Below are 26,345 nucleotides of genomic sequence, written 5' to 3' on the forward strand. Positions count from 1 at the left end.
GGGTCCTGTCCGAGTGAGGTCCCATGACAACTGCCGTTTTTCCTGCTGCCCCCGAAATCCACCCCGGTACCGATGCCAGCCATGCTGCCGGGCGGACCGATCACCGCATCACTGCCGCCGCGCGGCCGCTGGCCGCCGTCACCGGGGCCGAAATCCAGGCCCCGCTAATCCAGGGCGGCTCGGCCCGCTACGCCAACCTCGATTACGGCGCCTCCGCCCCGGCCCTGTCCGTGGTCTCGGCCTACCTGAACGAAATCCTGCCGTACTACGCGAGCGTCCACCGCGGCGCCGGCTACGCGTCCCAGATCAGCACCTCGGTCTACGAGAACGCCCGGGACATCGTGCGGGGCTTCGTGGGCGGCCGGCCGGACGATTCCGTGATCTTCACCCGCAACACCACCGATTCCCTGAACCTGCTTGCCGGCTGCCTGCCGCTGCGCGAGGGCCGGCCGGCGGGCGAGGTCCTCTACCTCGACATCGAACACCACGCCAACCTGCTGCCCTGGCAAAACGTCCCGCACCGCAGCGTCGTCGCCGCCCCCACCCTGGCCGCCACCGTGGACCGCCTCCGGGACGAGCTCGCCCGCGGCGGCGTGAGCCTGCTGGCCGTCACCGGCGCCTCCAACGTCACCGGGGAGATCCTGCCCATCCGGGCCCTCGCCGCACTGGCGCACGAATACGGCGCCAGGATCGTCGTCGACGCCGCCCAGCTGGCCCCGCACCGGCGGATAAATATCGCCGCGGACGACGTCGACTACCTCGCCTTCTCCGGGCACAAGCTGTACGCCCCGTTCGGCGCCGGCGTGCTGGTGGGGCGGACCGACTGGCTCGACGCCGGCACCCCGCACCTGGCCGGCGGTGGAGCAGTCCGCGACGCCCGGCTCGACTCCGTCAGCTGGACCACGGGACCGGCCCGGCATGAGGGCGGCTCGCCCAATGTCCTGGGCGCGGCAGCGCTGGCCCGCGCCACACAGGTGCTCGCTGCCCTGGACACGGAGCAGTGGTACGGGCATGAAGAAGCCATCCGGTCCTTCCTCGTCGAAGGGCTCCAGCGGATCGAGGGGGTAACGGTCCACCGGATCTTCGCCGATTCGACGCCCGCTTCGTCCTACCGTTCGTCCCCTGCAGGCGATGAGCCGGGCGCCGGCACCATCGGCGTCGTGAACTTTTCCGTCGAAGGCTACGACGCCGGACTGGTGGCCGCCTACTTGTCGGCCGAACACGGCATCGGCCTGCGCGACGGCCGCTTCTGCGCCCACCCTCTGCTCAAACGGCTCGGCCTGCCCGCCGGCTCCCTGCGGGCCAGCTTCGGCCTCGGGTCGCGGCTGGAGGATGCCGAGCGGCTCCTGGCCGGCCTGCGGCACCTGCGGCAAGACGGGCTCGGCTGGGACTACGTGGTGGACGCCGGCCGCTGGGTGCCGGCCAACGACAACCGCAGCTACCCGCACTGGGCGCCGAACACCCCGGGCACGGCCGGTGCCGCACCCTGCAGTGTGGACTAAGGCGTCTTACGGGCGGCAGAATCGGGACCCGGTCCAGTGCGGTGAACCAGTGCGGTAAATTCGAAAGGTACTGACATCAAGGACCTGCCGAAGGAGATCGCACGTTGCACAGCGTGCCCAAAATGCCCAGTGGCCCCCAAATGCGCAGTGAACCCAAAATGCCCAGTGGCCTCAAAAGGCACAGTGGCCCCAAACTGCAGGGTGTGCGCCGCCAGGAACTCGGACAAAGCTTCCAGGACGGCGGAGCGCACTACGAACGCGTCCGCCCGGGCTACCCGCAGGAATCGGCTGACTGGCTGATCCCGGCGGGAGCCCGGGACGCCGCGGACGTTGGTGCGGGCACCGGAAAGTTCACCGCACTCCTGGCCGCACGGGGCCTGCACGTGGTGGCCGTTGACCCGTCGGCGGACATGCTCGAGCAGCTGCGCCGGACCCTGCCGGATGTCACCGCCGTCGAGGGAACCGCCGAGCGGACGGGCCTTGAGCCCGAGCGGTTCGACCTGGTCACGGTTGCCCAGGCGTGGCACTGGTGCGACCCCCAGCTGGCCAGCGCCGAAATCGCCCGGATCCTGAGGCCGCACGGCGTGCTGGGCCTGATCTGGAACCAACTGGACACCGCCGTGCCCTGGGTGCACCGGCTCTCCCGCATCATGCATGCCGGAGACGTCCACAAACCCCACTTTCGCCCGCCCCTAGGTCCCGAGTTCACCGGGCTGGAGAGCCACCTGACCCGGTGGGAGGATGCCGTCACCACGGAGGATATCCAGGAGCTGGCCAAGTCCCGCAGCTACTACCTCGCGGCGTCGCCGGCCACCCGGGCCAAGGTCTCGGCCAACCTCGACTGGTACCTGCACGAGCACTTAGGCCACGCCCCCGGCGACCTTCTCCAGCTGCCCTACCTGACGCAGACGTGGCGGTCCTTCAAGACGGTCTGAGCCAAACGCGGAAGCCCATGGTTTCGGTGTGCCTAATAATCATTTGTAGGCAATAATAACTTTGAAGGTAACTTTGACGCCGGCGGCTTTCCTGCCGGTGCCGATCATCGCGTCAACGCGGACGCGCCAATCACGGGAGCTGGCAGTGTTGGACGTAACGGGACACGAACAACCGCCGCGGGGCGCACGCACCTACAAGCATCCAGGTGCCCGCAGGGCACTGATCACCCTCCTGGGGCCGGCGTTCGTGGCGTCGATTGCCTACGTGGACCCCGGAAACGTGGCCGCCAACCTGACCGCCGGAGCCAGGTACGGTTACCTGCTGGTGTGGGTCCTCGTCGTCGCCAACATCATGGCGGTCCTGGTCCAGTACCAGTCCGCCAAACTCGGAGTCGTCACCGGCAAGAGCCTGCCGGAGATCCTGGGCGAGCGGCTCAGGCCGTTCTGGCGCCGCACCTTCTGGCTGCAGGCCGAAATCGTGGCCGCCGCCACCGACCTCGCGGAGGTGGTGGGCGGGGCGCTCGCGCTGTACCTGCTGTTCGGCCTCCCCCTCCCCCTCGGTGCCGTGATCGTCGGCGCCGTGTCGATGCTCCTGCTCGCGGTGCAGGCCCGGGAGAAACAGCGGCCCTTCGAATTCATCATCATGTTCCTGCTCGGCATCCTCACCATCGGCTTCCTGGCCGGGCTGTTCATCAGCCCGCCCGATCCGCGGGCAGCCCTCGCCGGGCTCGTGCCCCGCTTCCAGGGCCCGGACTCCGTCCTGCTGGCCGCCAGCATGCTCGGCGCCACCGTCATGCCGCACGCCATCTACGTCCACTCGGCCCTGTCCCGGGACCGGCACCGGCCGGACGAACACGAACATGTCCCCCCGTCCGCCGTCGCCCGCCTGGTCCGCGCCACCCGCCTGGACGTCGTGGCCGCCCTGGCCATCGCCGGGATCGTCAACATCGGCATGCTGCTCCTTGCCGCCTCCACGCTCGGCGGCGAAGTGGGCACGGACACCATCGAGGGCGCACATGCGGCCATCACCGCGAACCTGGGCCCCGTCGTCGGTGTGGTCTTCGCGGTGGGGCTCCTGGCCTCCGGACTGGCCTCCACCTCGGTGGGCTGCTACGCCGGCGGAACCATCATGCAGGGCCTGCTCAAGATCCGGATCCCCGTCATGGCACGCCGCGTGGTCACGCTGGTCCCGGCCGTGGTGCTGCTGAGCGTCGGCTTCGACCCCACCTGGGCCCTCATCCTGAGCCAGGTGGTCCTCAGCTTCGGGATTCCCTTCGTCCTTGTCCCGCTGGTCGTCCTGACCAGCAACAAGGCCCTGATGGGCCGGTTTGCCGACGGCCTGGCGCTCCGCATCGCCGCCATCATCAGCGTGGTGCTCGTCGTGGCCCTCAACCTGGTCCTGCTGTGGTTCACGTTCTCCGGACGCGGCTGACGGTAGGCTTGGGTCTGTGAAGACCAGTGCGCCCTCCTCCTCGATCGAGGACTACGTCAAGGTCATCTATTCCTTCACCGAGTGGCAGCAGAAACCCATCACCTCCACCCAGCTGGCGCAGCGTCTGGGGGTCGCCAACTCCTCGGTCTCGGAAATGGTCCGCAAACTCAAGGACCAGGGCCTCGTGGACCACAAGCCGTACAGCGCCGTCACCCTCACCGGCGACGGTCTCCAGCTTGCCCTGTCCATGGTCCGCCGGCACCGGCTGATCGAGACTTTCCTCGTCCAGGAGCTCGGGTACCGCTGGGACGAGGTCCATGACGAAGCCGAGCTCCTTGAGCACGCTGTCTCCGACACGTTCATTGACCGGATGGCCGCGAAGCTGGGGAACCCCGCACGCGACCCGCACGGCGATCCCATCCCGGCCGCGGACGGCACCGTACTGATGCCCTCCGCCCACCGGCTCAGCGAGCTCGATGACGGCCATACCGGCCGGATCACCCGGATCAGCGACGAGAACCCGGAGCTCCTGCGCTACCTCGCCGCTGAGGACATCTATCTCGACGCCGAAGTGGAGGTGGTGGGCCGGCGGCCGTTCGGCGGCCCGCTCGTGGTGCGGATCGGTTCCGCCGCGGGCTCCCGCGACTTCGATTTCGCCGACGAAGTCGCGTCCGCCCTCTGGGTCCACAGCGATGCCGCGCACGCAGGTTGCCGCGTTGCTGGCCTCTAAGTCACAGGGGCACGGAGCGAAAAGTGCACTGGACGAACGCCGCGCCGCCCCGCGCCCCGGCGTCCCGGGCTGGAAGGCGTGGTCCGCCGTCGCCGTCGGCGGGCTGATCGGAACCGAACTACGGTTCGGTGCCGGCCTGCTTTTCCCCGAAAGCGCCGACGCAGTGCCGTGGACCACCCTGGCGATCAATGTGGCAGGAAGCTTCGTCCTGGCCACCCTGACCACCATCTGGATCGCGCGGCCAAAAACGGCCTTCTGGCTGCGGGCCGGGATCGGGCCGGGCCTGCTGGGATCCTTCACCACCTTTTCGGCGCTGGTGATGGCCATTGACCGGCAGATCCGGGCCGGATTCCATGCCACCTGGCTGGCCTACCTCGGACTCTCGCTCGTTCTGGGCCTCGGTGCCGCGGCCGCCGGCTGGAAAACCGGCAAGGCGATTGCGGACGCCGGCGGGGGTGCCCAATGATGACCGCGCTCCTGGTCGGAGTTTTCGGTGTGTCAGGTGCGCTCCTGAGGTTCGGCGTCGACTCCTGGTTTGCGCACCATCAGGGCTCCCGGCCGCACTGGCCGTGGGCGACTCTTGCGGTCAACGTCGCAGGGTCGTTCATCATCGGCGTGTCCCTTGGCCTGACCGGCCAGCTGGAGCTGGGTGCCGACTGGCATGCCGCCGTTGCGACCGGGCTGGCAGGCGGGCTGACTACCTTCAGCTCATGGACCACCGCGACGGTGCGGCTGGTGAGCGAAACACGGTACCGGGCGGCGGCGCTGAACATCGGCGCAAACCTCGTCGCGGGCCTCACCGCCGCGGGCCTCGGGATCTTCCTGGCCGGCTGAGCGCCTCAGCCGTCCGCCGGCGGCGGCGCCTGTGAATCCGGCGCCCTTTCCGCCGCCTTGCCCGGCGCCATTTCGGCCGGCGGCGGGTTCCGGATCCCGACGGCGGAGATCAGTGCGCCGGCGAGGAACAGGGCCGCGGTGATAGCCATGGTCCGGTGCAGGCCCGCCGTCGTGACCGCCGGTCCCGTAATGACGCCGGCGAAGGCAATCGCCACGAGGCCCGCGATGCGCGCCACCGCGTTGTTCACGGCGGAGCCGATCCCGGCCTCTTCGGGCTTGACGGCGCCCAGGATCGCTGCGGTCAGCGGCGCGACTGTGAGCGAGAGTCCGAGGCCGAACACGAGCAACCCGACCAGGATCTGGCCGGCATAGTCCAGCGGCGCGCCCACGTTCATCATCAACACGAAGCCGGCAGCGCACAGCACCGGGCCGCCCGCCATGAACCAGCGCGGGCCGAAGCGTCCCGCGAGGGCACCGGCCCGGGAGGACAGCAGCAGGAGCATCAGCGTGGGGGGCAGCAGCGCCATCCCGGCGGCGGTGGCGCCCAGGCCGGCAACCTGCTGGAGATACAGACCCAGGACAAAGAAACCCAGCGAGAGCGCCCCGTAGATGGCGGTCGTCGCGAGATTGCCCCCGCCAAAGTTCCGCACGGCGAAGAGGCGCAACGGCATCATCGGGGACGGGGTCCTCGCCTCGTGCACGAGAAAAGCTGCCAGGCTGAGCAGCCCGGCAGCCATCGGGAGCCAGGCCTGCGGCGCCGACCAGCCTTGGCTGCCGCTTTCGATGAGTCCATAGACCGCCCCGCCCAGCCCGATTACGGCCAGGACCGCGCCCGGGCCATCGATCCGGCTCCCGGGGGTACGGCCGCGGTCAAGCCCGCGGAGCCGCCGCAGCACCGGCCACACCGCGATGGCCGGCACCACGTTGATGAAGAAAATGACGCGCCAGCTCAGCACGTCGACCGAGAATCCGCCCAACAGCGGCGCGGCGACAATCGCCCCGCTGGTCCAGGCCGACCACCGGCCGATGGCCAGCCCCTGGGCCGGCCCCTTGAACACCGCGACGATCAGGGCCAGCGAGCTTGGCACCAGCAGCGCGCCGGCAATGCCCTGCAGTCCGCGGGCGATGATGAGCAGCTCGGCGGTCCAGGCAAAGCCGCACAGGACAGACGTGGCGGCAAACCCGGCGAGTCCCCACTGCAGCACCCTGACCCGGCCGAACTGGTCGGACAGCGAGCCGGCCACCAGGATCAGCGCCCCCAGCGTCAGCAGGTACGCATCAACCACCCACTGCTGGACCACGAGGCCGCCGCCGAGCTCCCTGCTGATGGCGGGGAGGGCAAGGTTGACGACGGAACTGTCCAGGAAAGCCATGAAGGACGCGACGATCGCGACATAGAGGACGCGCTTTTGCACTGCCGGGGCAACGGCGCCGGAGGCTCCGGGCGCGAGGCTGCCCGGGCCGGGGTCACCGGGTTGGGAATTACCGGGTTGGGAATTACCGGGTTGGGACACGGCCGCCGCCTTCCTCACCGTCCGGTCTGCACCGGGGCCGGTGGTGTGTCGAGCCTAACACCGGGCCACTTCAGTGGCTCCGCGCCGCCGTCGTTCCCGTATCGTTGAAGGATGGTTACCCGACGTGAAGCAGCCCAGATCCTCGACATTCCCCTGGAAATGGCGCACCGTCACGGCATCCCCTCCCGCCTGTCCGAATCCGAGCTCGGCGAGCTGCTGGACAATCCCCCGGCCTGGCTGGTCCAGTCCAAGGCGAACCGGACCGGCAAGCGGCCGGTGTGGGTCCAGCTCACGTGCGCCGTTTGCGGTTTCTCCGAAGCGGCACGGCCCAAGAAGTGGTGGCCGGACTTCACCTACGTCTGCTGCGCCGACCATGAGGCCCGTGACATCCCGGTGCTCGGATCCGGGCTCGTGCGCAGCGTGTACGACGGCGTCGGCAGCCGCTTCGCGGGCATCGTGGACGCCGCGGTTCCCGAGGCGTAGCGTAGATAGACGGGGCTATTCCGGGCCCCTGCCGTGAGGGAGAGCACCATGCCTGACAAGACACCGCATCAGAATATGGCAAAGAAGCCAGTCAAAACCATCAAGGAAAAACGGGCGGAAAAAAAGGCGAAACACATCGTCGACGCCCACACCGATCCGGTGGCACACATCAAGAAGCGCTGAACAATCACAGGGCCGGAAGCCGTTGCTTCCGGCCTTTTGATGTGGTCCGCCAAGGCGTTTTCGCGGGGTTGGCCTCACCCTCAACGGATGATGTGGCGATTCATCGTTGGCGCTTTATTGGAATCATTCGACGCGGGTGGTGACGCCCCGGTAGGGGACGACCAGACTAAGACCAGTGCGCCGGACAGCGCGCTCGAACCAGACCGGAGGAACGCCAGTGACAATCACACCGGAGACCGAGGCCCACGGGCCGGTCGACTTCGTACTCCTTGAGTTTCCCCTGTCGGGACTGACGGGGCGGGCGAGCGAGGAACTCGTCAAGCTCGTCGAACAGGGCACCATCCGCCTCTTCGATCTCCTCGTCGTCATGAAGAACGAGGACGGCACGGTCGAGGTGCTCGAGCTGACAGACCCAGGCGGTCCGGCGGCCGGGTTCGCCTACTTCGACGGCGCGCGGTCCGGACTTCTGGACGATAACGACATTGCCGAGGCGACGGCTGCAGTTCTCCCGGGGACCGTCGCCGCGCTGATTGTCTACGAAAACACCTGGGCAGCTCCGTTCGTGGCGGCCGTTCGCGACAGCGGGGGCGAGCTTATCGCCAGCACGCGAATCCCCGCGCCGGACGTGATGGAAGCACTCGACGCCCTTGAAGCGCTCGACGCCGCGCAGCAGGTACCGGACGTCTAGGACCTGACGCTCAAGACCTGACGCAATAGAACAGATGTGAGAGGAAACGAATCATGGGACTACTTAGGGGTATGGCCAGGACGGCGGTGGTCGCCGGGACGGCCAGTGCAGTCAGCGGCCGCGTCCAGCGCCGGCAGGCCAACAAATTCGCCGAGAAGGACGCAGCAACCGCTGCCAAGCAGCAGGAGGCCTACGACGCGCAGATGGCCCAGCAGCAACCGCCACCGGAAGACCAGCAGCCGGTCTACCAGCAGGCGCCCCCGCCTCCGCCGCCCCCCGCGGGCGGCATCTCAAACGAAGCCCTCGAGCAGCTCAAGCAGCTCGGCGCGCTGAAGGAACAGGGTATCCTCACGGAAGAGGAGTTTGCGGCCCAAAAGGCGAAGGTTCTCGGAACATAGCATCTCTCCGGGCAATAAAACCTCTCCAGACAACAAAAAGGCGGGGGAAGTGTCAGAAGACACTCCCCCCGCCTTTTTCGGGGTGATGCTTGTGGAGATGGGGGGAATTGAACCCCCGTCCGATGTCGTGTTGTCAGGGCTTCTCCGGGCGCAGTTTGCGTCGGATTTTCTCGGCCCCAGTCATGCTGCAAACAGCTGGCTGATCCGGGCCCAGTCATCTAAGAGTCCCGTTTACCCCGATGACGGAGGTAAACAGCAGTGGCTATCTAAATGACGCCAGGATCCGGGGCAATAGCAACCTCGGGCTGACGGACTGTCTTACTGCTTAGGCAGCGAGAGCGAAGTCAGTGCGTTTTGATTCGGCACTTATTGGTTTGCAGACAGCGTTTACGAGATAATTCTGCATCCTCGGCCCGCTTCACCTGTCGCGACTAACATCGTCGAAACCGATCATCCCCGTATTTTTTTATCAAACCGGTCGTACCTGTTGCTTAACCGCTTCGCGGTCCCGCTCAGTTCCTTCCCGGACAGTTAATCATAACGCACGGCCCCCGGGAATCATTCCCGGTACAGTTCCCGGAGCGTCCGGCCGCGGCTAGCGGCGGTTGCGGTCGCGCATGACCCGCTGGGCCTCGCGCTTGTCCTGCTGCTCGCGCAGCGTCTGGCGCTTGTCGTATTCCTTCTTACCGCGGGCGACGCCGATCTCCACCTTGGCGCGGCCGTCCACGAAGTAGAGCTGCAGCGGCACGATCGTGAATCCCGATTCCCGGATCTTGTGCGAGATCTTCGTGAGCTCGTCCCGGTGCAAGAGCAGCTTCCGGCGGCGGCGTGCGGCGTGGTTGGTCCAGCTCCCTTGGTGGTATTCGGGGATGTGGATGCCCTCCATCCACAGCTCGTCGTTGTAGAAGGTGCAGAAGCCGTCCACCATCGAGGCATGGCCCTCGCGCAGGGACTTCACTTCCGTGCCCATCAGGGCGATGCCGGCCTCATAGGTGTCAAGGACGTGGTAGTCGTGCCGGGCCTTGCGGTTGGTGGCCACTACCTTACGGCCACTTTCTTTGGGCACGGTAGGACTCCTCGGTTTGTTGACGGTTCACTCCGGCCTGGTGGTGCGGAGTCTTTCCAGTTTACGGCAGGGCGCCCGCCTCAGCGGATGGCCCGCGGGATGCCCGGCCGGGCTACAGCAGGGTCATGGGATCCACGGCCCTGCCGTTGAGCCAGGTCTCGAAGTGCGCGTGGCAGCCGGTGGAGTTTCCGGTGGTCCCCGAGTAGGCGATCAGCTGCCCCTGGTCAACGTGCTGGCCGACGGAGACCGTCACGGACGTGTTGTGATAGTAGATCGTGGTCAGCGAGTTGCCCTGGACCACACCGTGGGAAATCTTCACCCGGTTGCCGCCACCGTCGTCGCCCCAGCCGGCGGAGAAAACGGTGCCCGCCGCCGCGGCATACACGGGTGTGCCGCAGGTCGCGCCGAAGTCGATGCCGGTGTGCATGTAGCCGCCGGTGCCGTAGAAGTCGATGGTGCCCGGCGGCGTCGCGCGCCAGCCGAATCCGGAGGTGATGGGGATGTCGGCGGCGAACGGGTGCCGCAGTCCGAACGCCGAGGGTGAGCCCTGCGCGGGCGGCACGTACGGCGCCTGCGGCGGCGGGGCCTGCCCCTGGGCCTTAGCCGCGGCGGCTGCAGCCGCGGCCGCAGCCTCGGCGATGCGCCGCTGTTCCGCCAGCCAGGCTTCACGCAGTTTCCGGTCGCGTTCGGCGATTTCCGCGGCGACGGCGTCCTGCTGGGCCTTGACCTTGGCGAGCTTGCTCTGGATGGCCGGCTTGGCAGCCCGGAGCTGGGCGTCGAGCCGGGTGGTGTCGGCGATGAGCTTGTCCACCTTGGCCTTCTTGGCTTCGGCCTCGTCGCGGGCGGCCTTTTCCCGCGCCAGCGCGGCGTCGGCCTTGGCCTTGAGATCCGTGATCTCGGCCTCGACGGCCGCTAGCCGGGCCTGGGAATTGACGTTGGTGGCGCTCTGCTGGGTGAGCTTATCCATCGCGGAGTTCTGGCTGCGCAGGGCCTGATCCGCGAGGTCGATGGTGTCCGTCAGGCTGCTGCCCTGATTGGAACCGAAGAAAAGCGAAAGGTTGGACGGGACGCCGCCGGACATGTACGCCTGAGTGGCAATCTGTCCGATCAGCTTCTTGGTGCTCGAAATCTTCTGCTTGTCCGCCTCAATCTGCTGGGTGATTTTTGCCTTGTTCTGCTGCGCCAGGTCTACGCGGGCCGCGAGGGCCTCCACTTCCTGAACCGCGCCGGCCACCCGGCCTTGGGCGTCCACCAGGGCCCGCTGGGCGCCCGGCAGTTGCCCCTGGTACATGACCAGGTCTCCGGCGGCCTTGGAGATCTTGGCGTCCACGAACTCAAGGGAGTCCTGGACCCGCGCAGCCTGATCCTTCAGTGCCGCCTGCTGGTCCTCAAGGTCGTCGGCGAAGGCCACCGATGTCGAGGCTCCCATGCTGGCGGCCAGGACCAGCGCCAGCGTGGCGCTGATCATCCGGCCGCGGCGTCCCACCAGGCGATGCCGGAGGGATTGCTGGCGGGGGCGGCGGGCCATCGGTGTCATAAGGATTCCCTTTTCACTAAACACGGCTAGACCCGCAAGTACCGGCGGAGGGTCAGCAGGGAGGAAATTCCGGCCAGGACGACGCCCAAGCCAATCAGGGCGGGTACCAGGATGAGGGTCTGCCCGGGCGAGATGAAGGCGGTGTCCGGATACTGCTTAGACAGGACCCCTTCGAGGAAGAAGCGGGCCACGGCCCACAGGGTGCCCGAGGCCAGGGCCGCGCCGATCACCGCGGCGATGACGCCTTCGAGGATGAACGGCAGCTGGATGACCATCTTGGACGCGCCCACCAGGCGCATGATGCCTGTTTCACGGCGCCGGCTGAACGCGGACAGCCGGATCGTCGTCGCGATCAGCAAGATGGCGCAGATGATCATGACGCCGGCAATGCTTACGGCCACCAAGGATGCCGCGTTCATGGCCGAGAACAACCGTTCCAGCAGCTGGCGCTGATCGATGACGGTCTCCACGCCGGCCTGGGAGGAGAAGGTCTCGCTGATGATCTCGTACTTCTCCGGGTCCTTCATGTTGATCCGGAAGGACGCCGGAAGCTGGTCCGGGGTCACCGAATCAACGATCGGGGAATTGGAGAACTGTTCCTTGAAGTGCTTGTAGGCGTCGGCCTTGGACTCGTACTGGAAGTCGTTGACGTACTGCGCCACCGCGGGCGACTGAAGCAGCTTGCGCAGGTTGTTCTCCTGCTCCGGCGTGGCCGGCCCGGTGGCGCAGCCAGGCGCCGTCGAGCCGTCACTGCAGAGGAAGATCGCCACCTGGACCTTGTCGTACCAGTAGCCCTTCATCTGGTTGATCTGCAGTTGCAGCATGCCTGCGGCACCGACGAAGGTCAGGGACACGAAGGTCACCAGGATGACGGAAATCACCATGGACAGGTTGCGGCGCAGACCGCTGCCGATCTCGCCGAGAATGAATGCCAGCCTCACGCCTGCCCCTCCCCTGCGGCGCGGAGTCCGGCGCGCGCCTCGGCTCGTGTCTCAGCGCGTGGCTCAGTTTGGGGCGAGACACCGGAAGAGTCGATGGCGGCCTGCTCGTCCCGGCCGCTGGCGTCCTTCAGGCGGCGGGACTGGCCCACCACCGGAATCATGGAGGTGTAGAGCGCCCTGGCCTCGTCGCGGATCACGACGCCGTTCTTGAGTTCCACGACCCGTTTGCGCATCTCGTTGACGATGTCGTCGTCGTGCGTGGCCATCACCACGGTGGTGCCGTTCTGGTTGATCTTGTCCAGCACGCCCATGATGCCCATGGAGGTGGTGGGGTCCAGGTTTCCGGTGGGCTCGTCGGCCAGCAGGATGCCGGGCCGGTTCACCACCGCGCGGGCAATCGCCACACGCTGCTGCTCGCCGCCGGAGAGTTCGTGCGGGAGGCGGTTTTCCTTGCCTTCCAGGCCCACCGTCTTGAGGACCTCGGGGACGGTGTCGCGGATGACGCTGCGGCTCTTGCCGATCACCTGCATGGCGAAGGCGACGTTGGCGAAGACGCTCTTCTGCGGCAGGAGGCGGAAGTCCTGGAAGACGACGCCGATTCCGCGCCGCAGCCGCGGCACGCGCCAGCTGGAGATGTTGGCGACGTTCTGGCCGGCGACATAGACGGCGCCGGAGGAGGCGCGGTCCTCTTTCAGGACCAGGCGCAGGAAGGTCGATTTGCCGGAGCCGGAGGCCCCGACGAGGAAGGCGAATTCGCCACGGTCGATCTCAAGGTTGATCGAATCCAGCGCCGGCCGCGCCTTCTGGTCATAGACCTTGGTGACATTTTCGAAACGGATCATGGCCCTTAGTACCCTGCAGGACAGGGCCGCGGGGGCCCGGTTCTGCTGCCGGCGCAAGGGCTTTCGTTTGGGGGAAGTAGAGCTCCGGCCCCTCGACTATACGCACGGGTAACGGCGGATCGTCCGGAACGGCGGGGTGTGTCGCACGATTCCCGGTGACCTGCCAGCCCGGGCACTCAGTCGAAGCGGCAGGCCTATTTCTCGGCGTTGCGGTTGTCCGTCCGCCAGCGGATTCCGGCGTCGATGAAGTCGTCGATCTCGCCGTCGAAAACTGCCGACGTGTTGCCGACCTCGTGCTCGGTGCGGAGGTCCTTGACCATCTGGTACGGGTTCAGGACGTAGGAACGCATCTGGTCACCCCACGAGGCCTTGACGTCGCCGGCGAACGCCTTCTTCTCGGCGTCTTCCTGTTCCTTCTTCAGCAGCAGCAGGCGGGACTGCAGCACCCGCAAGGCGGCCGCGCGGTTCTGCAGCTGCGATTTCTCGTTCTGCATGGACACGACGGTGCCGGTGGGGATGTGGGTCAGGCGCACCGCGGAGTCGGTGGTGTTGACCGACTGGCCGCCGGGGCCCGAGGACCGGAAGACGTCCACGCGGATCTCGTTGTCCGGGATGTCGATGGAGTCCGTCTGCTCGATCAGCGGGATCACTTCCACAGCCGCGAAGGAGGTCTGGCGGCGGCCTTGGTTGTCGAACGGGCTGATCCGGACAAGGCGGTGGGTGCCGGCTTCGACGCTGAGCGTGCCGAAGGCGTACGGCGCCTTAACCTCGAACGTCGCCGACTTCAGCCCGGCCTCTTCGGCGTACGAGGTGTCCATGATGGTGGTCGGGTAGCCGTGGCGTTCGGCCCAGCGCAGGTACATGCGCAGCAGCATTTCGGCGAAGTCCGCCGCGTCCACTCCCCCGGCGCCGGCCCGGATGGTGACCACGGCCTCGCGCTCGTCGAACTCGCCGGAGAGCAACGTGACAACCTCGAGGTCGCCCAGCGCCTTGCGGACGGATTCCAGCTCCGCGGCGGCGTCGGCCATGGAGTCGGCGTCGTCCTCGTCCTGGCCGAGCTCCACGAGGACCTCGAGGTCGTCGATCCGGGCGGCCAGCTTGTTGAGCCGTTCCAGCTCGGACTGCTTGTGCGAGAGCTTGGAGGTGATGACCTGCGCCGCGGCGGGGTCGTCCCACAGATTGGGTTCACCGGCCCGCTCGCTGAGCTCGGCGATGTCTTCCTTGAGCGCCTCGACGTTCGAGACGTTCTCGATGGACGCGTAGGTGGCCCGCAGCGCGCGGATTTCAGCGGGAAAATCAATGTTTGCCATGGTTTTTTAAGCCTACGCTATGTGTCCTAGCCCCCTGACCCGCCCGGTTGCCCCGTGGTTTCCCGTGGTTGCCCTATGGTTTCCCCCGTTGCCCTGTCATACCGGGTTGCCATGGGGCCCGGTTGGCAGCATGGCCTGATAGGGCAACAGAGGCGAGGGGTCAGCTCAGCGGCTGAGACGGGACCGCGCCGTCGACGTCGCTTCGATCCGGATGCCGTCCGGGACGAGGAAATTCACTACCGGCGGGTGCACCGCCGCGCTGAGCACCACGACGGCGGTGGCCCCGTCCGGGCTGCCCGTGGCCGGCGCCACGGTGAGGCCGCTGAAGCGGCCGAAGGCGCCGTTGCGGTCCAGATAGTCGACGGCGGCGCTCCGCACCCTGGCCCCGCTGAGCACGGCAGACGGCGTGCCGCCGGCGTTGCCGATCTGTCCGAGGGTGAAGCTGTCCGCCGCGGCCACCGAGGCGCCGTCCGCGAGGGACAGCAGTTTCTTGTGTTCGAGGTAGACGCTGGATGCGGCGATCACGACGGTGGCGAGCAGCAGGGCAACCAGAATGAAGCCGATGCTCAGCACCAGCACCTGGCCCTCTTGACTGTGGTCCCGGGCGCGGCGGCCGGGGCGCGGGGACCGTGCGGAGCGGCGGGGTCCCGGGCGCCGGGGTCGGGGCCGCTCGGGTCCGGCGGCGGGGCGACTCACCGGAACCTGCCCACCAGTTGCGTTGCCGATGCGCTGAGCTGGCTCGCGTTCAGATGGAGCGCATCGCTGAAGGGCACAAACGGCAGGGGCACGGTGAGGTGGACCGTGACCGTCACCGCCGAACCGGGGGCCAAACAGTCCGCGGGTTCGCAGCGGGTGTCGATGCGGGCGTTTTCCGCCGGCTGGCCGTAGTCCGCGAGCGCCAGCAGCACGGCTTGCTCTGCAGCGGCCCGCCCCCTGGCCGCGTCCGGCTGGGCAACGTAGACCTTGGCAGCCTGGTCAGCGGCGCCGACCACCGCGAACGAGCCGCCCTGAAGCTGGGCCACGGTGATGATGAAGTAGACGAGCGGCACCATCAGCAGGACGGCGAGAAAGACGAACTCGATCACGGCATTTCCCTCTTCCGCGGAGGGGCCGCCGTGCGGAACGGCGACGTCCTCCCGGCGGGGCGCCCGTTCACGGCTGGATGGCCGCATGACCGTGCACCTCCAGGAGCGCCCGGGGGCCGATGAAGCCGATGACCGGCAACGGGGCGCGGACTGTCACTTCCAGCGTGCGGATGCCCTGGTAGGTCGATTCGCTGGTGGTTACGTCCCGGGCGAACTCGGGGTTGAGCGCCGCTGTGATCAGCTGGACCGTCCGGTCCCTGGCATCCCCGGAGCTTCGGTCGGCCAGCGTGCCGTACCTGGCGCCGGAGGCGGCGGCGTCGATCAGCGTGTTCCGGATGTGCAGGACCAGGGTGAGCTGGACGATTGCAAGGAAGAAGAGCGTCAGCAGCGCGCCGACCAGCACGAAGTCGACCACGGCGGCGCCGTGCTCAGGGTCCGTGCCGTTCCCAGGGCGCCCAGTGCGCCGGATATTCCCGCCGCGTTCACGGTGCATGCCTCGGCTACTGTCCGACCTTGTCCATGGCCTGGTTGAAGAGCCCTTCCAGTGCAGGACCGGCGAGGGCCAGGAGGGCGGCCACCAGGACCGCCGACATGAGCGTTATCATCACCCAGCCCGGGACGTCGCCCCGCTCGGGATGACCTGGCCTCCGCGCGGGGCGGTTCCACTGCCCTTGCTGCGGCTCCGTCGACCGCCAGGTCACCATGCCCAGCGCACAAGCCATGAGCGCCACCCGGGTTCCAAAGATCTTCACAATGCCCTCTTTCCTGGTTTTTCGTGTCCTTCTGGATTTTCCTTCTGGATCGGCGGCCTTCCCCGCTACCGGTCCAGCGGTTCCCCGCACCTTCCCTATCGCGTTGCCATTACTTCTTCGGGTGTGCCGGGCGGCCCCTAGAGTCCCAAACTGATTGCGACCAGGCCCGGGAAGGCGGCAAAGATGACCGTGAGCGGCAGGACGCCGAACACAAGCGGGACCATCATCCCGATTTCCTTCTTTCCGGCGGACTCCATCAGCTCCCTCTTGGCCGTGTCCCTGACATCCTGTGCCTGCGCCCGAAGAACGTCGGCGAGGGGCGTACCGCGCTCAACGGCCACGATCACCCCGTCAACAAAGCGGACAAGGGGCGCCTGATCGGTCCTGGACGATAACTCCCGCAGGGCTTCAACGAGCGGCTTTCCGGCCCTGGTCTCGCCAAGGACGCGGTTGAATTCCTGTGAGAGTTCGCCCCGCGCGCTGCGGCAGACCCGGTCCAGCGCCCCGGTGGCGCTTTCGCCAGCACTGACGGCCAGGGCCATGAGCTCCGCGATGCTGGGAAACTCCGCCATCATCCGGGTCTCCCGTCTCTTGATGCGCGCGCCCAGCAGGTAGTCCCGGAGCAGGAACCCACCGATGGCGCTCCCCAGCACCGCCATGGCGGCGACGAACGGGCTGAAGCGGCCCATCGAGCCGGCGAGCGCCACGACGGCGACGGCGAGGACAAAGCCGCCAGCGGCCCACAGGAGCTGCTCGGCCCGGAAGTCCACCGCCGTCTTGGCGCTGCCGGCACGGGCCAGCCTGCGGTTCAGTGCCGTAGCGCCAAGGTTGATTCGGCCCAAGGATCTGACGGCGTCGCGGATCGCCGGGCGGAGAATCCGCTCCAGCGGCCCAAACGGGGTGACGTTCCTCGGGGCCGGGCGCAACAGGCGGGACTCCAGATTGTGGGTTCTCAACTGCGGAGCAATACGTTCGACGAACGTCGTCGGGCGCATGAAGGGAAGCCGCACGAGGAACAGCCAGAGTCCGGTACCCAGCACCGCCCCGCACACCGCGGCCCCCGCCATGAGCCCCGTCATCGGAGCACCCGCTGCTCTTCCGGCAGTGCACCGATACGCAACATGATGGCGTAGGAGGCCAGCGAGACCGCCAGGCCGCCCAGGAGGACCCGGCCCCCGCCGGGGTGTTGTAGGCCACCACGGCCTCCGGACGGCCCGCCAATAACACCAGGACAATCCACGGTGCTGCCACGGCCAGGCGTGCGGCGTTGACAGTCCAGGACTGCCGAGCCTCCAGTTCACTTCGGGTCCGGGCGCTCTCCCGCAGGAACTCTGCGAGGGTTCCCAGCAGCCGGCCAAGATCCGAGCCGCCCACCTCCCGGGTGAGCCGGAGCGCCTCGATGATCCTGTCCGCCACGGGATCGGCCAGACGTTCCTTGAGCCGGGTCAGCGAGGGATCAAACTGGCCCCCCGAACGGTAGTCGGAGCCGAAGTCCACGAATATGTGGCGAAGCTCCACGGGACCCTTCTCGCCCAGCTGGATGAGGGCCTCAGGCAGTGACAAGCCCGCCCTGATGGCCGACCGGAGATGGTCGACGACGTCAGGCCAAAGCTGGCGGAGGACAGCGGCGCGCTTTCTCGCGCGCCACCGGACCATCGCCATCGGCAGCCAGCCCCCGAACAGGCCGAAGCAACACGACATGGGCCCCGATCCTGTCGCCGCGAAGAATGCGAGAGCGGTGAACACCCCGACCCCAAGGCACGAGGCAAGCAGGCCGGCCGCGCTGACCTTTTCAATGCCGGCCGCCCGCAACAGGTCTTCAAGCCGGCTCGTCCGGGGTTTGCGCGGGGTGGTCTCGGGCTGTTCCCATGCCGACCACCAGATCAGGAGAAGACCGGCGCCGCCCAGCATCCCCAGGAGCGGCGCCATCAGCGCAGCTCCAGCAGCGCCGCGACGTCGAACCCGGAGCGGGCAAACTTTTCCGCGGCGGGCATGGAGTTGGCTTTGGGCAGAAGCTGCCCGTCCGACATCGTGAACACCATGGACGATTCGATGATGCCGTTTTCCACCCGCCGGCCCAAGGACAGGATCTCCGTGACCTGCCGGCGCCCCGTGGCGTGCCGGCTGCAATGGACCACCAGGTCGATGCAGGACGCCACCGTGGGCACGACGAAGGCGCTCGAAATGTTGTCGCCGGCAAGCAACGGCAGCGTGCAGATCTTCGTCACTGCATCGTGTGCAGAATTCGCATGAACGGTGCACATCCCGGGAAGCCCGGAATTTAAAGCGATGAGCATGTCCAGGCTCTCGGCCTCCCTGACCTCCCCGACCACCAGCCGGTCCGGCCTCATCCGCAACGCCTCCTTGACGAGCCGCCGCAGCGGAATCTCTCCCTGCCCCTCCAGGTTCGGCTGCCGGCACTGAAGCCCCACGACGTCGCGGAGCGGGAACTGCAGTTCGAAGATCTCCTCCACCGTGATGACGCGCTCGCGGGTGCCGATGCTCGCGGCAAGGCAGTTGAGCATGGTGGTCTTGCCGGCCTGGGTGGCGCCCGAGACCAGGATATTGAGGCCGCTGGCGACGGCCGCCCCGAGAAACCTGGCCGCCTGGGGCGTCAGCGTTCCGAGCTCCACCAGATGTTCCAGCCGGCTGGCCTTGACCACGAATTTGCGAATATTGATGGCCCAGTGGCGCCGGGTGACGTCGGGAATCACGACGTGGAGACGAGACCCGTCCGGGAGCGCCGCATCCACGAACGGGGAGGACATGTCCAGCCGCCGGCCGGAGCTCTTGAGCATCCGCTCCACGAGGTCCCGGACCTGCTGATCCGTCAGCGACACGGAGGTCAGTTCAGATTCACCGTTGCGCGCCACGTAGATCTCATTCGGCGCATTCAGCCAAATTTCCTCGATGCCCGGATCGTCCAGTAGCGGCTGAAGCGCGCCAAACCCCGCCACAGCGTCGAAGACGAATCTCCTGGCCACCTCCAGCGGGCCGATGGGCGGAAGCGGTGCGAGCAGCGCCCGCTCGTCGTAGTCGCTGATCGCCTCCTCCACGAGGCGGCGGACTTCCCCGCTCTGCCGCAATGGATCAAGACCGCGCCGGCGGATCAACTCACGGACTTCGCCCTCAACGATGCGCACAGCTTCCACGGTGCCCCCAACATGACCGCTACCCCTCCCCCTGGGGCAGTGCAACTGGGTTAAAGCTAGAGGAGCCCGGGCGTTCCGACAAGGGCGGCGAAGGGACTTGTGGATAAGATCGCGGCAGCGGCCACCCTGTTGCCCGGCGTCCTCGCGTAATCGCGTGCCCGGGACGGGACTGTATGCTGAATACTTTGGTCAAATCTAGGAGACGCACCTGATGAGCTGGACGGACATCATCCCCACACTTGCAGTTGGTGTGGTGCTGCTATATGTTCCTGGCGCCGTCCTGGCTGCAGTAATGGGGGCGCGGGGGCTGACTTTGTGGGCGTCCGCCGCCCCTCTCACCGTCTTTATAGTAGCCACCGGAGCGATCGCCCTCCAGGCCCTACATATCCAGTGGTCTGTTCTCACCTTTATGTGTGTGGCGGCCCTCGTCATCGCTCTGGCCGCAGCAGTGAGAATACTGTCAATCCGGCGGAACGCCGGCGAATGGCCCCGAATCAACTTTCGTCCCCGGCTTACAAAGGCACGGGGTCTGCGAGCCGCCGGCTACCTCCTGGCCCTGAGCATCCCCGCCATCATCATCTTCTACAGGTTCCGTCGAATACTCGGCAGCCCGGATCACATTTCCCAGACATACGACAACGTTTTTCACCTAAATGCCATAAGGACAATCCTGGAGACCGGCAGGGCATCTTCCCTGACCATGGGCTCCTTGGATCCGGCATCGAACAAATTGAGCTTCTATCCGGGCGCTTGGCATGACGTGGTGTCACTAGTGATCGAAGCCAGCGGCAGTACCATTCCCGTGGGCGTAAATGCGGCCAACATTGTCATCGCGGCGTTGGTGTGGCCACTGTCCGCCATGTTCCTTGTTTCGACACTTACGGGTAAACGGCTTATCCCGATGTTGGTGACAGGGGCCTTGTCCGCGGGATTCAGTTCGTTCCCCTACCTGATGATCGATTTCGGCGTTTTGTATCCAAACCTCCTTTCAATCGCGCTGCTGCCCTTCTGCATGGGCGCCGTAGTTATGTTTTTGGGGCTAGGACGCGGCGCCCCAACATCACGCTGGTTGTACTTCTCGCTCGCTGCCCTCTCGTCGGCGGCGCTGACAGTCGCCCATCCAAGCACGACCATGGCCTTGGTTGCCCTCACTGCCGCACCGGTGGGCGCCTGGCTCATCCAGCGCCTTCGCTCCCTCAAAGGTCAGGAACACAGACTCCGCGATTCGCTAGTCTCGCTGGCCGGCGTCGCCGCCTACGCGCTGATTGCGATATCACTCTGGACAGTGATTCGGCCCACCGAAGCCGCCTCGTCATGGCTACCCAAGACGACCGTGCCACGCGCCGTCGGCGAAGCCCTCATGAGCACACCGCAGGGCCGCGACATACCTTGGCTGATATTTGCCCTTACCATCGTCGGCGTCGTCATATTGTCCCGCCAGCGGCGCCTTTGGATGATTGGATCTTTTGCTGTCTCAGTCGCGCTCTACGCGATCGTTAGCGGTTATCCCGTGGGTCCCGTTCGCAACTTCTGGACAGGGATTTGGTACAACGACAGCTATCGCTTGGCGGCCCTGCTTCCCGTAACGACGATCGCGATAGCTGCGGTCGGAGGAGCCTGGCTGGTTGAACGGGCAGTCCAGGTCCTACGTCGAGGACCTCTGCCACGGCGATTTCCTGTGCGGGCCATGTCCATCGCCGCAACCGTCCTTTTGATTTGCGTAGCAGCAGCCTTGGCGCAAGGCCGCACAATAGATACGGCACAGGCCGATGCGGCCACCCGATACGCATCGACCGCTGCATCTCCCCTCTTGTCAAACGATGAGGAGGCACTGCTAAAGCGTCTGGACCAACATGTTCCGGCAGATGCCGTGGTCATCGGAAATCCATGGACCGGGGCCTCGCTCGTATATGCATATACCGGACGGCGCGCAATGCTTCCGGCTATAGGCACCTCACCGACTGCCTCCGAGCTGTCCCTGCTGAAGCAGCTCGCTACGATATCGAAGAAATCGAGTGCCTGCGGGATCGTCCGAGATCAAAGAGCAAATTTCGTTCTTGACTTCGGCCCCCGAGAAGTATTCGAGGGCGCCCACCACACCTTCCCAAGCTCGGCTGACCTGGCCAAGAACCCCGGTCTCCGGCTCGTCGACTCCCAGGGTGACGCCAAGCTGTACGAGGTCGTAGCCTGCCGGTAAAGACATCCGGACTGTGCCGGCGGAGAGCTTTGACTCCCGTTGTACAAGCCTTGCTAGCCGCTCTCACGCTGAACCGCTGTGGCTTGCGTCGAATCGTGCGCACCGGTGCCGGCGACTAGACTCGAACATTAGCTAACCGAAAGGTCGAAAGTGCCACAGCTGAGCGTGCTGATCCCCGTCAAGGACGGGATGCCCTACCTGAAGTCAACCGTTGGCAGCACCCTGCGTGCAATGCCGCGGGACTCCGAGCTACTCGTCATGGACGACGGCAGCACGGACGGCACCGAGGCATTCCTCGCGGGTGTGAGTGACAAGCGGCTCAAGGTTTTCCGAAACGAGCAGTCGGCCGGCGTCGCTGCCGCCTCGACGGCCCTGCTCTCGCAGGCCAGCGGCGAGCATGTCGCCCGCATCGACGGCGACGATATCTGCCTGCCGTGGAGGTTTTCCGTCCAGCGGCGGGCACTCGACGGCGTCGACATGGTCTTCTCGCAGGCTCTCATGATCAACGCCAGGAATGTCCCTTTCAAACCGCGCTTCGAGCCGGGCATCTCCGCTGAGGCCATGCCGCTGCATCTGTTGCTGACGAACGTGCTGATGAACCCGACGATGTACGCCAGGCGCGCCTCGTTGGAGTCGCTCGGCGGGTACCAGGCGACCCCCGCAGAGGACTATGACCTGTGGCTTCGTGCCGCGACGGCCGGGCTGCGCATGCGTCGCATCCCGAGGCTGCCAACGATTGCCTACCGCCGCCACCAGACCCAATTGAGCCAGACCCGGGCATGGTCGGACGAGAACGGGGACCAGATCCTCGCGGAATCGTTCGGCAAGCTGGCCGCGGACCGTCTCGGGTTCCACGGATCGGCCTCCACCATCCTCTATAACCGTCCGGCGGCGGGAAAGCCGTACCCGGAGGACCCCGACATTGCTGAATTCACCCGTTGCATGATGGAGGCTGCCAGCCGCTTGGGCGAGCGCGACCGACTCGGCGTGGAGGCGCGGCTGAAATCCAGCTACCGCGTCTGACCAGCTCCTAGCTAGTCGGCCTTAACTCCGGCGGTCTCGGCGACCGCGGAGTAGCCCCGCGGGTTTCGGCTTTGCCAGCGCCAGTGGTCCTCACACATTTGTGCGAGGTTGCGGTGCGCGGACCAGCCCAAATCCGCCAAGGCAGCCGAAGGGTCGGCGTAACTAACGGCGGCGTCGCCCGGGCGGCGGGGCGCGAATTCGTAAGGCACCGGGTGTCCGGCCGCCGCGCCGAACGCGTCGATGACTTCGAGCACGGAAGAACCCCGGCCGGTGCCCAGGTTCCAGCGGTACACCCCTGCCTTACCGCTGATGTAACCCAAGGCTGCCAAGTGGCCGGCAGCGAGGTCCATCACGTGGATGTAGTCTCGCACGCCAGTGCCATCCGGCGTCGGGTAGTCATTGCCGAACACCATCACTTTTTCGCGGCGCCCCACGGCAACCTGGGCCACAAACGGCAGCAGATTGTTGGGAATGCCGCTGGGGTCCTCCCCGATCAGGCCGGACTCGTGTGCGCCCACCGGGTTGAAGTAGCGCAGCAGGGCGATGCTCCAGCGGGGATCGGCGGCGCCCAGGTCAGAGAGGATGTCCTCGATCTGTTCCTTGGTGCGGCCGTAGGGGTTAGTGGCATCCAGCGGAGCCTTCTCGATGAGGGGAACTTCCTCCGAGGCGCCGTAAACGGTGGCGGAGGAGCTGAAAACGAGGCGGCGTACCCCGGCGGCGTCCATGCTGTGCAGGAGGTTAAGGGTACCCACAACATTGTTCTGGTAGTACATCAGGGGTTTCTCGACGGATTCCCCCACGGCCTTGAGCCCGGCGAAGTGGATCACTGCCTCGAAACCGCCCTCGGAGAAAACGGCGTCGACGGCGGGAGCGTCGAGAAGGTCGACCTCCCGGAAGTCCAGGGTCCTGCCCGTGAGCTGCTCCACCCGGCGCAAGGACTCCGCATTGGAATTCATAAGGTTGTCCAGGACTACAACGTCGTGCCCCGCCTCGAGGAGGGAAAGCGTCGTGTGGGATCCGATGTAGCCGGCGCCGCCGGTAACCAATACCTTCATGCATCACAGCTTAGAAGGATCGGCCGGCCACTGCGAACTCGACCGGGGCCCGCCGGGTCAGCACCCCACCGCCGGACGGCTCCCGGGCAGCCTACTCATCTCAGGCTGCAGAGCGGGAGATTCGATCCCTCCAACCACTTGAGCAACATCAGGAACAATGGCCCCATCCGATTGTCGGTGCTAGGGTGGGCCCGATAAGTCAGACATTCTCATCGGTCGGTGGCCCTCTCGCGGATCCGAATTTACCTGAGACACATATATGCCGCGCTCGCGAAGCGCACCATCCTTGCGGAGCAGAAGATGAAGCGGACCCAACTTTCCCACCTCAGCAATTTCGGAAGGCGCGCTGGGAACGCACTGTTGCTGGTTGCGCTGTTGGCAGGTCCCGGACTGGCAACGCCGTCCGCGGCCGCCGAGCCACCGAGCCCAAGTGTTGCGCCGACGTCGACGGCCACCGCTTCGATGCCGACGCCATCGCCAACACCCGTGGCTACAGCCGCTGGCACAACGACGCCGACCGGCCAGTCAACGATGCTGCCGACTCCCGCGCCCTCACCAACTGCCACTGCCGCGACGCCCACTTCGTATCCATCCACTGGTGCACCCGATGGTGCTGCCATGGCCGCGGCGATCGGCGCAGGCGGTGCCGAGATGGGGCAACGATCGGCCCGCGTTGTGGGGACGGCTGCCGCAGGTCCCGGCACTACCAGCAAGACCCTGACCACCGAGGCCCTGGCAACACAAAGCACATGGCAGCCGACGTTCGGCGTCCAAGGTCTTGATGTCAGCGGCCACCAGACCTCGGTCAACTGGCAGCAGCAGTGGAACTTGGGGGCGCGATTCGCCTACGTCAAGGCGACAGAGGGCAACTACTACTCAAGTGAGACCTTCGCCTCCCAATATCAAGGTTCCCGCAGTGTGGGGATGGTCCGTGGCGCCTACCACTTCGCGATTCCCAATTGGTCCACAGGGGCAGACCAAGCGCGCTACTTCGTGCAGAACGGCGGCGGATGGAGCGCGGATGGTTACACCCTGCCTCCGGTCCTCGATATTGAATTCAACCCCTATGCCGGCCGCACCATCAATGGCTTCAACTTCGGAAACAGTTGCTATGGCATGTCAGGTGCCCAGTTGGCATCCTGGGTGCGGGACTTTGGGAACACCGTGCAGTCGCTGACGGGACGATTGCCCATGATTTACACCAACACATCATGGTGGAAGCAATGCACGGCAGATGCGCCGGGGTTCGGGAACTACCCGCTATGGGTGGCCTCCTACCCTTCAACCCCATCGGACTACGCCGGGTCCCTACCCTCAAGCTGGGGCAACTACAGCATGTGGCAGTACAGCAGCATGGGGACCTTTGCCGGTGACTCGAATGTTTGGAACGGGGACTACGCTGGCCTGAGACGATTCGCGTCTGGGTTCGGTGTCAAGGGAGCGATCGGGGCCGCATGGGCTGCACTGGGCGGCGGTGGCGGGAAGCTGGGGTACCCCACGAGCAATGAAATCTGCGGGCTGACCGGCGGCGGCTGCTACCAGAGCTTCCAGGGCGGCAGCATCCACTACTCCCCCGGCACCGGCGCCCACGCCACGTGGGGCGCCATCCGCACGACCTGGGCCAACCTGGGCTTCGAAAACGGCAAACTCGGCTACCCCACGACCAACGAAATCTGCGGGCTGACCAGCGGCGGCTGCTACCAGAGCTTCCAGGGCGGCAGCATCCACTACTCCCCCGGCACCGGCGCCCACGCCACGTGGGGCTCCATCCGCGCGACCTGGGCCAACCTGGGCTTCGAAAACGGCAAACTCGGCTACCCCACGACCAACGAAATCTGCGGGCTGGCCGGCAGCGGCTGCTACCAGAGCTTCCAGGGCGGCACCATCCACTACTCCCCCACCACCGGCGCCCGCGCCACCTGGGGCTCCATCCGCGCGACCTGGGGCGCCCTCGGCTACGAAAACGGCAAACTCGGCTACCCCGTCAGCAACGAAATCTGCGGCCTGACCGGCGGCGGCTGCTACCAGAGCTTCCAGGGCGGCACCATCCACTACTCACCCACCACCGGCGCCCACGCCACCTGGGGCTCCATCCGCGCGACCTGGGGCAATCTGGGCTACGAAAACGGCAAACTCGGCTACCCCGTCAGCAACGAAATCTGCGGGCTGGCCGGCGGCGGCTGCTACCAGAGCTTCCAGGGCGGCACCATCCACTACTCCCCCACCACCGGCGCCCACGCCACCTGGGGCTCCATCCGCGCGACCTGGGGCGCCCTCAGCTACGAAAACGGCAAACTCGGCTACCCCGTCAGCAACGAAATCTGCGGCCTGACCGGCGGCGGCTGCTACCAGAGCTTCCAGGGCGGCACCATCCACTACTCCCCCACCACCGGCGCCCACGCCACCTGGGGCTCCATCCGGGCCGCCTGGGGCGCCCTCGGCTACGAAAACGGCAAACTTGGCTACCCCGTCAGCAACGAAATCTGCGGCCTGACCGGCGGCGGCTGCGTGCAAAATTTCCAGGGCGGGACTATCAGCCGCACAGATGCCGGCAGCACAAGGGTTACCTTCAAGTGAATTTGTTCCATTAGCCAGACCTGCCGCACCTGGCTAAGCCGCTGGAGCCGGCCACCGACGGCTACATCCCACCCGTCACTCTGATATCAGAGACACCGCCGTTCACTCT

General features: G+C 66.3%; 26 protein-coding genes, 1 other RNA gene and 1 pseudogene. 13 read left to right on the top strand and 15 right to left on the bottom strand.

Annotation, left to right across the window (positions count from 1 at the left end; translation table 11 throughout):
- Positions 1-23: 23 nt before the first annotated feature.
- From AB4Y72_RS11225 to AB4Y72_RS11250, 6 genes are all read left to right on the top strand, one after another.
- Entirely contained in the window at positions 24-1,502 is a 1,479-nt protein-coding gene (locus AB4Y72_RS11225) for an aminotransferase class V-fold PLP-dependent enzyme (RefSeq protein WP_441426244.1), read from the top strand.
- Positions 1,503-1,642: 140 nt separating this feature from the next.
- Complete coding sequence (locus tag AB4Y72_RS11230; RefSeq protein WP_441426245.1) at positions 1,643-2,437, top strand: class I SAM-dependent methyltransferase; 795 nt, start codon at positions 1,643-1,645, stop codon at positions 2,435-2,437.
- 145 nt (positions 2,438-2,582) lie between these two features.
- Complete coding sequence (locus tag AB4Y72_RS11235) at positions 2,583-3,869, top strand: Nramp family divalent metal transporter (RefSeq protein ID WP_441426246.1); 1,287 nt, start codon at positions 2,583-2,585, stop codon at positions 3,867-3,869.
- 16 nt (positions 3,870-3,885) lie between these two features.
- Positions 3,886-4,599, top strand: coding sequence for a metal-dependent transcriptional regulator (locus tag AB4Y72_RS11240; RefSeq protein WP_441426247.1), 714 nt, complete (start codon positions 3,886-3,888; stop codon positions 4,597-4,599).
- A gap of 28 nt (positions 4,600-4,627) precedes the next feature.
- Positions 4,628-5,065, top strand: coding sequence for a fluoride efflux transporter FluC (locus AB4Y72_RS11245; RefSeq protein WP_441426404.1), 438 nt, complete (start codon positions 4,628-4,630; stop codon positions 5,063-5,065).
- Entirely contained in the window at positions 5,065-5,433 is a 369-nt protein-coding gene (locus AB4Y72_RS11250; protein ID WP_441426405.1) for a fluoride efflux transporter FluC, read from the top strand. Before AB4Y72_RS11245 ends, AB4Y72_RS11250 begins: the two co-directional genes overlap by 1 nt.
- Positions 5,434-5,438: 5 nt before the next feature.
- On the opposite strand, the gene AB4Y72_RS11255 is transcribed toward AB4Y72_RS11250, so the two are convergent.
- On the bottom strand, positions 5,439-6,806 hold the full coding sequence (locus tag AB4Y72_RS11255) for an MFS transporter (protein ID WP_441426406.1): 1,368 nt from the start codon (positions 6,804-6,806) through the stop codon (positions 5,439-5,441).
- Positions 6,807-7,058: 252 nt separating this feature from the next.
- Here AB4Y72_RS11255 and AB4Y72_RS11260 point away from each other — a divergent pair, with 252 nt between their 5' ends.
- From AB4Y72_RS11260 to AB4Y72_RS11275, 4 genes are all read left to right on the top strand, one after another.
- Positions 7,059-7,430, top strand: a complete 372-nt coding sequence (locus tag AB4Y72_RS11260; RefSeq protein ID WP_441426248.1) for a hypothetical protein — start codon at positions 7,059-7,061, stop codon at positions 7,428-7,430.
- A 48-nt stretch (positions 7,431-7,478) separates the two neighbouring features.
- Positions 7,479-7,613, top strand: coding sequence for a hypothetical protein (locus tag AB4Y72_RS11265; protein ID WP_261792271.1), 135 nt, complete (start codon positions 7,479-7,481; stop codon positions 7,611-7,613).
- A 217-nt stretch (positions 7,614-7,830) separates the two neighbouring features.
- The gene (locus AB4Y72_RS11270) at positions 7,831-8,301 is read left to right on the top strand and encodes a DUF6325 family protein (protein WP_441426249.1); all 471 of its coding nucleotides are present in this window, start codon (positions 7,831-7,833) and stop codon (positions 8,299-8,301) included.
- A gap of 53 nt (positions 8,302-8,354) precedes the next feature.
- The gene (locus tag AB4Y72_RS11275) at positions 8,355-8,699 is read left to right on the top strand and encodes an SHOCT domain-containing protein (RefSeq protein ID WP_441426250.1); all 345 of its coding nucleotides are present in this window, start codon (positions 8,355-8,357) and stop codon (positions 8,697-8,699) included.
- Positions 8,700-8,788: 89 nt separating this feature from the next.
- On the opposite strand, the gene ssrA is transcribed toward AB4Y72_RS11275, so the two are convergent.
- The 13 genes and pseudogenes from ssrA to AB4Y72_RS11340 form a co-directional block, all read right to left on the bottom strand.
- Positions 8,789-9,157, bottom strand: a transfer-messenger RNA (tmRNA) gene (gene ssrA / locus AB4Y72_RS11280).
- Between the two features lie 137 nt (positions 9,158-9,294).
- Positions 9,295-9,765 (bottom strand): SsrA-binding protein SmpB, encoded by a 471-nt coding sequence (gene smpB, locus AB4Y72_RS11285; protein WP_441426251.1) that lies wholly within the window; start codon positions 9,763-9,765, stop codon positions 9,295-9,297.
- A 112-nt stretch (positions 9,766-9,877) separates the two neighbouring features.
- A complete protein-coding gene (locus AB4Y72_RS11290; RefSeq protein ID WP_441426252.1) occupies positions 9,878-11,302 on the bottom strand; it encodes a peptidoglycan DD-metalloendopeptidase family protein in 1,425 nt (474 codons plus the stop codon).
- Positions 11,303-11,328: 26 nt separating this feature from the next.
- The gene (gene ftsX / locus AB4Y72_RS11295; protein ID WP_441426253.1) at positions 11,329-12,243 is read right to left on the bottom strand and encodes a permease-like cell division protein FtsX; all 915 of its coding nucleotides are present in this window, start codon (positions 12,241-12,243) and stop codon (positions 11,329-11,331) included.
- Positions 12,240-13,085, bottom strand: coding sequence for a cell division ATP-binding protein FtsE (gene ftsE, locus AB4Y72_RS11300; RefSeq protein WP_441426254.1), 846 nt, complete (start codon positions 13,083-13,085; stop codon positions 12,240-12,242). The genes ftsX and ftsE overlap by 4 nt, the downstream gene beginning before the upstream one ends.
- 194 nt (positions 13,086-13,279) lie before the next feature.
- Positions 13,280-14,395: a peptide chain release factor 2 gene (gene prfB / locus AB4Y72_RS11305; RefSeq protein ID WP_441426255.1), complete on the bottom strand. Its 1,116-nt coding sequence runs from the start codon at positions 14,393-14,395 to the stop codon at positions 13,280-13,282.
- Positions 14,396-14,560: 165 nt separating this feature from the next.
- A complete protein-coding gene (locus tag AB4Y72_RS11310) occupies positions 14,561-14,974 on the bottom strand; it encodes a pilus assembly protein TadG-related protein (RefSeq protein ID WP_441426256.1) in 414 nt (137 codons plus the stop codon).
- A 113-nt stretch (positions 14,975-15,087) separates the two neighbouring features.
- The gene (locus AB4Y72_RS11315; RefSeq protein ID WP_441426257.1) at positions 15,088-15,567 is read right to left on the bottom strand and encodes a hypothetical protein; all 480 of its coding nucleotides are present in this window, start codon (positions 15,565-15,567) and stop codon (positions 15,088-15,090) included.
- Positions 15,548-15,973 carry a TadE family protein gene (locus AB4Y72_RS11320; RefSeq protein WP_441426258.1) on the bottom strand — a complete coding sequence of 142 codons (426 nt, stop codon included), beginning with the start codon at positions 15,971-15,973 and terminating at the stop codon, positions 15,548-15,550. Before AB4Y72_RS11320 ends, AB4Y72_RS11315 begins: the two co-directional genes overlap by 20 nt.
- 7 nt (positions 15,974-15,980) lie before the next feature.
- Positions 15,981-16,184, bottom strand: coding sequence for a hypothetical protein (locus AB4Y72_RS11325; protein ID WP_441426407.1), 204 nt, complete (start codon positions 16,182-16,184; stop codon positions 15,981-15,983).
- A gap of 185 nt (positions 16,185-16,369) precedes the next feature.
- Complete coding sequence (locus tag AB4Y72_RS11330; RefSeq protein ID WP_441426259.1) at positions 16,370-17,311, bottom strand: type II secretion system F family protein; 942 nt, start codon at positions 17,309-17,311, stop codon at positions 16,370-16,372.
- A pseudogene (locus AB4Y72_RS11335) lies at positions 17,308-18,161 on the bottom strand (type II secretion system F family protein). The gene AB4Y72_RS11330 and the pseudogene AB4Y72_RS11335 overlap by 4 nt, the downstream one beginning before the upstream one ends.
- Positions 18,161-19,384 (bottom strand): CpaF family protein, encoded by a 1,224-nt coding sequence (locus AB4Y72_RS11340; RefSeq protein ID WP_441426260.1) that lies wholly within the window; start codon positions 19,382-19,384, stop codon positions 18,161-18,163. Before AB4Y72_RS11340 ends, AB4Y72_RS11335 begins: the two are co-directional and overlap by 1 nt.
- Before the next feature lie 211 nt (positions 19,385-19,595).
- On the opposite strand from AB4Y72_RS11340, the gene AB4Y72_RS11345 reads away from it, so the two are divergent.
- Complete coding sequence (locus AB4Y72_RS11345) at positions 19,596-21,581, top strand: DUF6541 family protein (protein ID WP_441426261.1); 1,986 nt, start codon at positions 19,596-19,598, stop codon at positions 21,579-21,581.
- A gap of 150 nt (positions 21,582-21,731) precedes the next feature.
- Positions 21,732-22,604 (top strand): glycosyltransferase family 2 protein, encoded by an 873-nt coding sequence (locus tag AB4Y72_RS11350; RefSeq protein WP_441426262.1) that lies wholly within the window; start codon positions 21,732-21,734, stop codon positions 22,602-22,604.
- Positions 22,605-22,615: 11 nt separating this feature from the next.
- Here AB4Y72_RS11350 and galE read toward each other — a convergent pair whose 3' ends face one another.
- Complete coding sequence (galE, locus tag AB4Y72_RS11355; RefSeq protein ID WP_441426263.1) at positions 22,616-23,659, bottom strand: UDP-glucose 4-epimerase GalE; 1,044 nt, start codon at positions 23,657-23,659, stop codon at positions 22,616-22,618.
- Between the two features lie 300 nt (positions 23,660-23,959).
- Here galE and AB4Y72_RS11360 point away from each other — a divergent pair, with 300 nt between their 5' ends.
- The gene (locus tag AB4Y72_RS11360; RefSeq protein ID WP_441426264.1) at positions 23,960-26,236 is read left to right on the top strand and encodes a GH25 family lysozyme; all 2,277 of its coding nucleotides are present in this window, start codon (positions 23,960-23,962) and stop codon (positions 26,234-26,236) included.
- Positions 26,237-26,345 lie beyond the last annotated feature (109 nt).

Source organism: Arthrobacter sp. YAF34 (assembly GCF_052113245.1).
Lineage (GTDB): Bacteria > Actinomycetota > Actinomycetes > Actinomycetales > Micrococcaceae > Arthrobacter.

What these genes read in the sequence shown, in the direction of transcription:
- AB4Y72_RS11225 (WP_441426244.1), top strand. Translation starts at nt 24, where the DNA reads ATGACAACTGCCGTTTTTCCTGCTGCCCCCGAAATCCACCCCGGTACC.
- AB4Y72_RS11230 (WP_441426245.1), top strand. Translation starts at nt 1,643, where the DNA reads ATGCGCAGTGAACCCAAAATGCCCAGTGGCCTCAAAAGGCACAGTGGC.
- AB4Y72_RS11250 (WP_441426405.1), top strand. Translation starts at nt 5,065, where the DNA reads ATGACCGCGCTCCTGGTCGGAGTTTTCGGTGTGTCAGGTGCGCTCCTG.
- AB4Y72_RS11255 (WP_441426406.1), bottom strand. Translation starts at nt 6,806, where the DNA reads ATGGCTTTCCTGGACAGTTCCGTCGTCAACCTTGCCCTCCCCGCCATC.
- AB4Y72_RS11260 (WP_441426248.1), top strand. Translation starts at nt 7,059, where the DNA reads ATGGTTACCCGACGTGAAGCAGCCCAGATCCTCGACATTCCCCTGGAA.
- AB4Y72_RS11265 (WP_261792271.1), top strand. Translation starts at nt 7,479, where the DNA reads ATGCCTGACAAGACACCGCATCAGAATATGGCAAAGAAGCCAGTCAAA.
- AB4Y72_RS11275 (WP_441426250.1), top strand. Translation starts at nt 8,355, where the DNA reads ATGGGACTACTTAGGGGTATGGCCAGGACGGCGGTGGTCGCCGGGACG.
- AB4Y72_RS11290 (WP_441426252.1), bottom strand. Translation starts at nt 11,302, where the DNA reads ATGACACCGATGGCCCGCCGCCCCCGCCAGCAATCCCTCCGGCATCGC.
- ftsE (WP_441426254.1), bottom strand. Translation starts at nt 13,085, where the DNA reads ATGATCCGTTTCGAAAATGTCACCAAGGTCTATGACCAGAAGGCGCGG.
- prfB (WP_441426255.1), bottom strand. Translation starts at nt 14,395, where the DNA reads ATGGCAAACATTGATTTTCCCGCTGAAATCCGCGCGCTGCGGGCCACC.
- AB4Y72_RS11315 (WP_441426257.1), bottom strand. Translation starts at nt 15,567, where the DNA reads ATGCGGCCATCCAGCCGTGAACGGGCGCCCCGCCGGGAGGACGTCGCC.
- AB4Y72_RS11320 (WP_441426258.1), bottom strand. Translation starts at nt 15,973, where the DNA reads ATGCACCGTGAACGCGGCGGGAATATCCGGCGCACTGGGCGCCCTGGG.
- AB4Y72_RS11325 (WP_441426407.1), bottom strand. Translation starts at nt 16,184, where the DNA reads ATGGTGACCTGGCGGTCGACGGAGCCGCAGCAAGGGCAGTGGAACCGC.
- AB4Y72_RS11330 (WP_441426259.1), bottom strand. Translation starts at nt 17,311, where the DNA reads ATGACGGGGCTCATGGCGGGGGCCGCGGTGTGCGGGGCGGTGCTGGGT.
- AB4Y72_RS11345 (WP_441426261.1), top strand. Translation starts at nt 19,596, where the DNA reads ATGAGCTGGACGGACATCATCCCCACACTTGCAGTTGGTGTGGTGCTG.
- galE (WP_441426263.1), bottom strand. Translation starts at nt 23,659, where the DNA reads ATGAAGGTATTGGTTACCGGCGGCGCCGGCTACATCGGATCCCACACG.
- AB4Y72_RS11360 (WP_441426264.1), top strand. Translation starts at nt 23,960, where the DNA reads ATGAAGCGGACCCAACTTTCCCACCTCAGCAATTTCGGAAGGCGCGCT.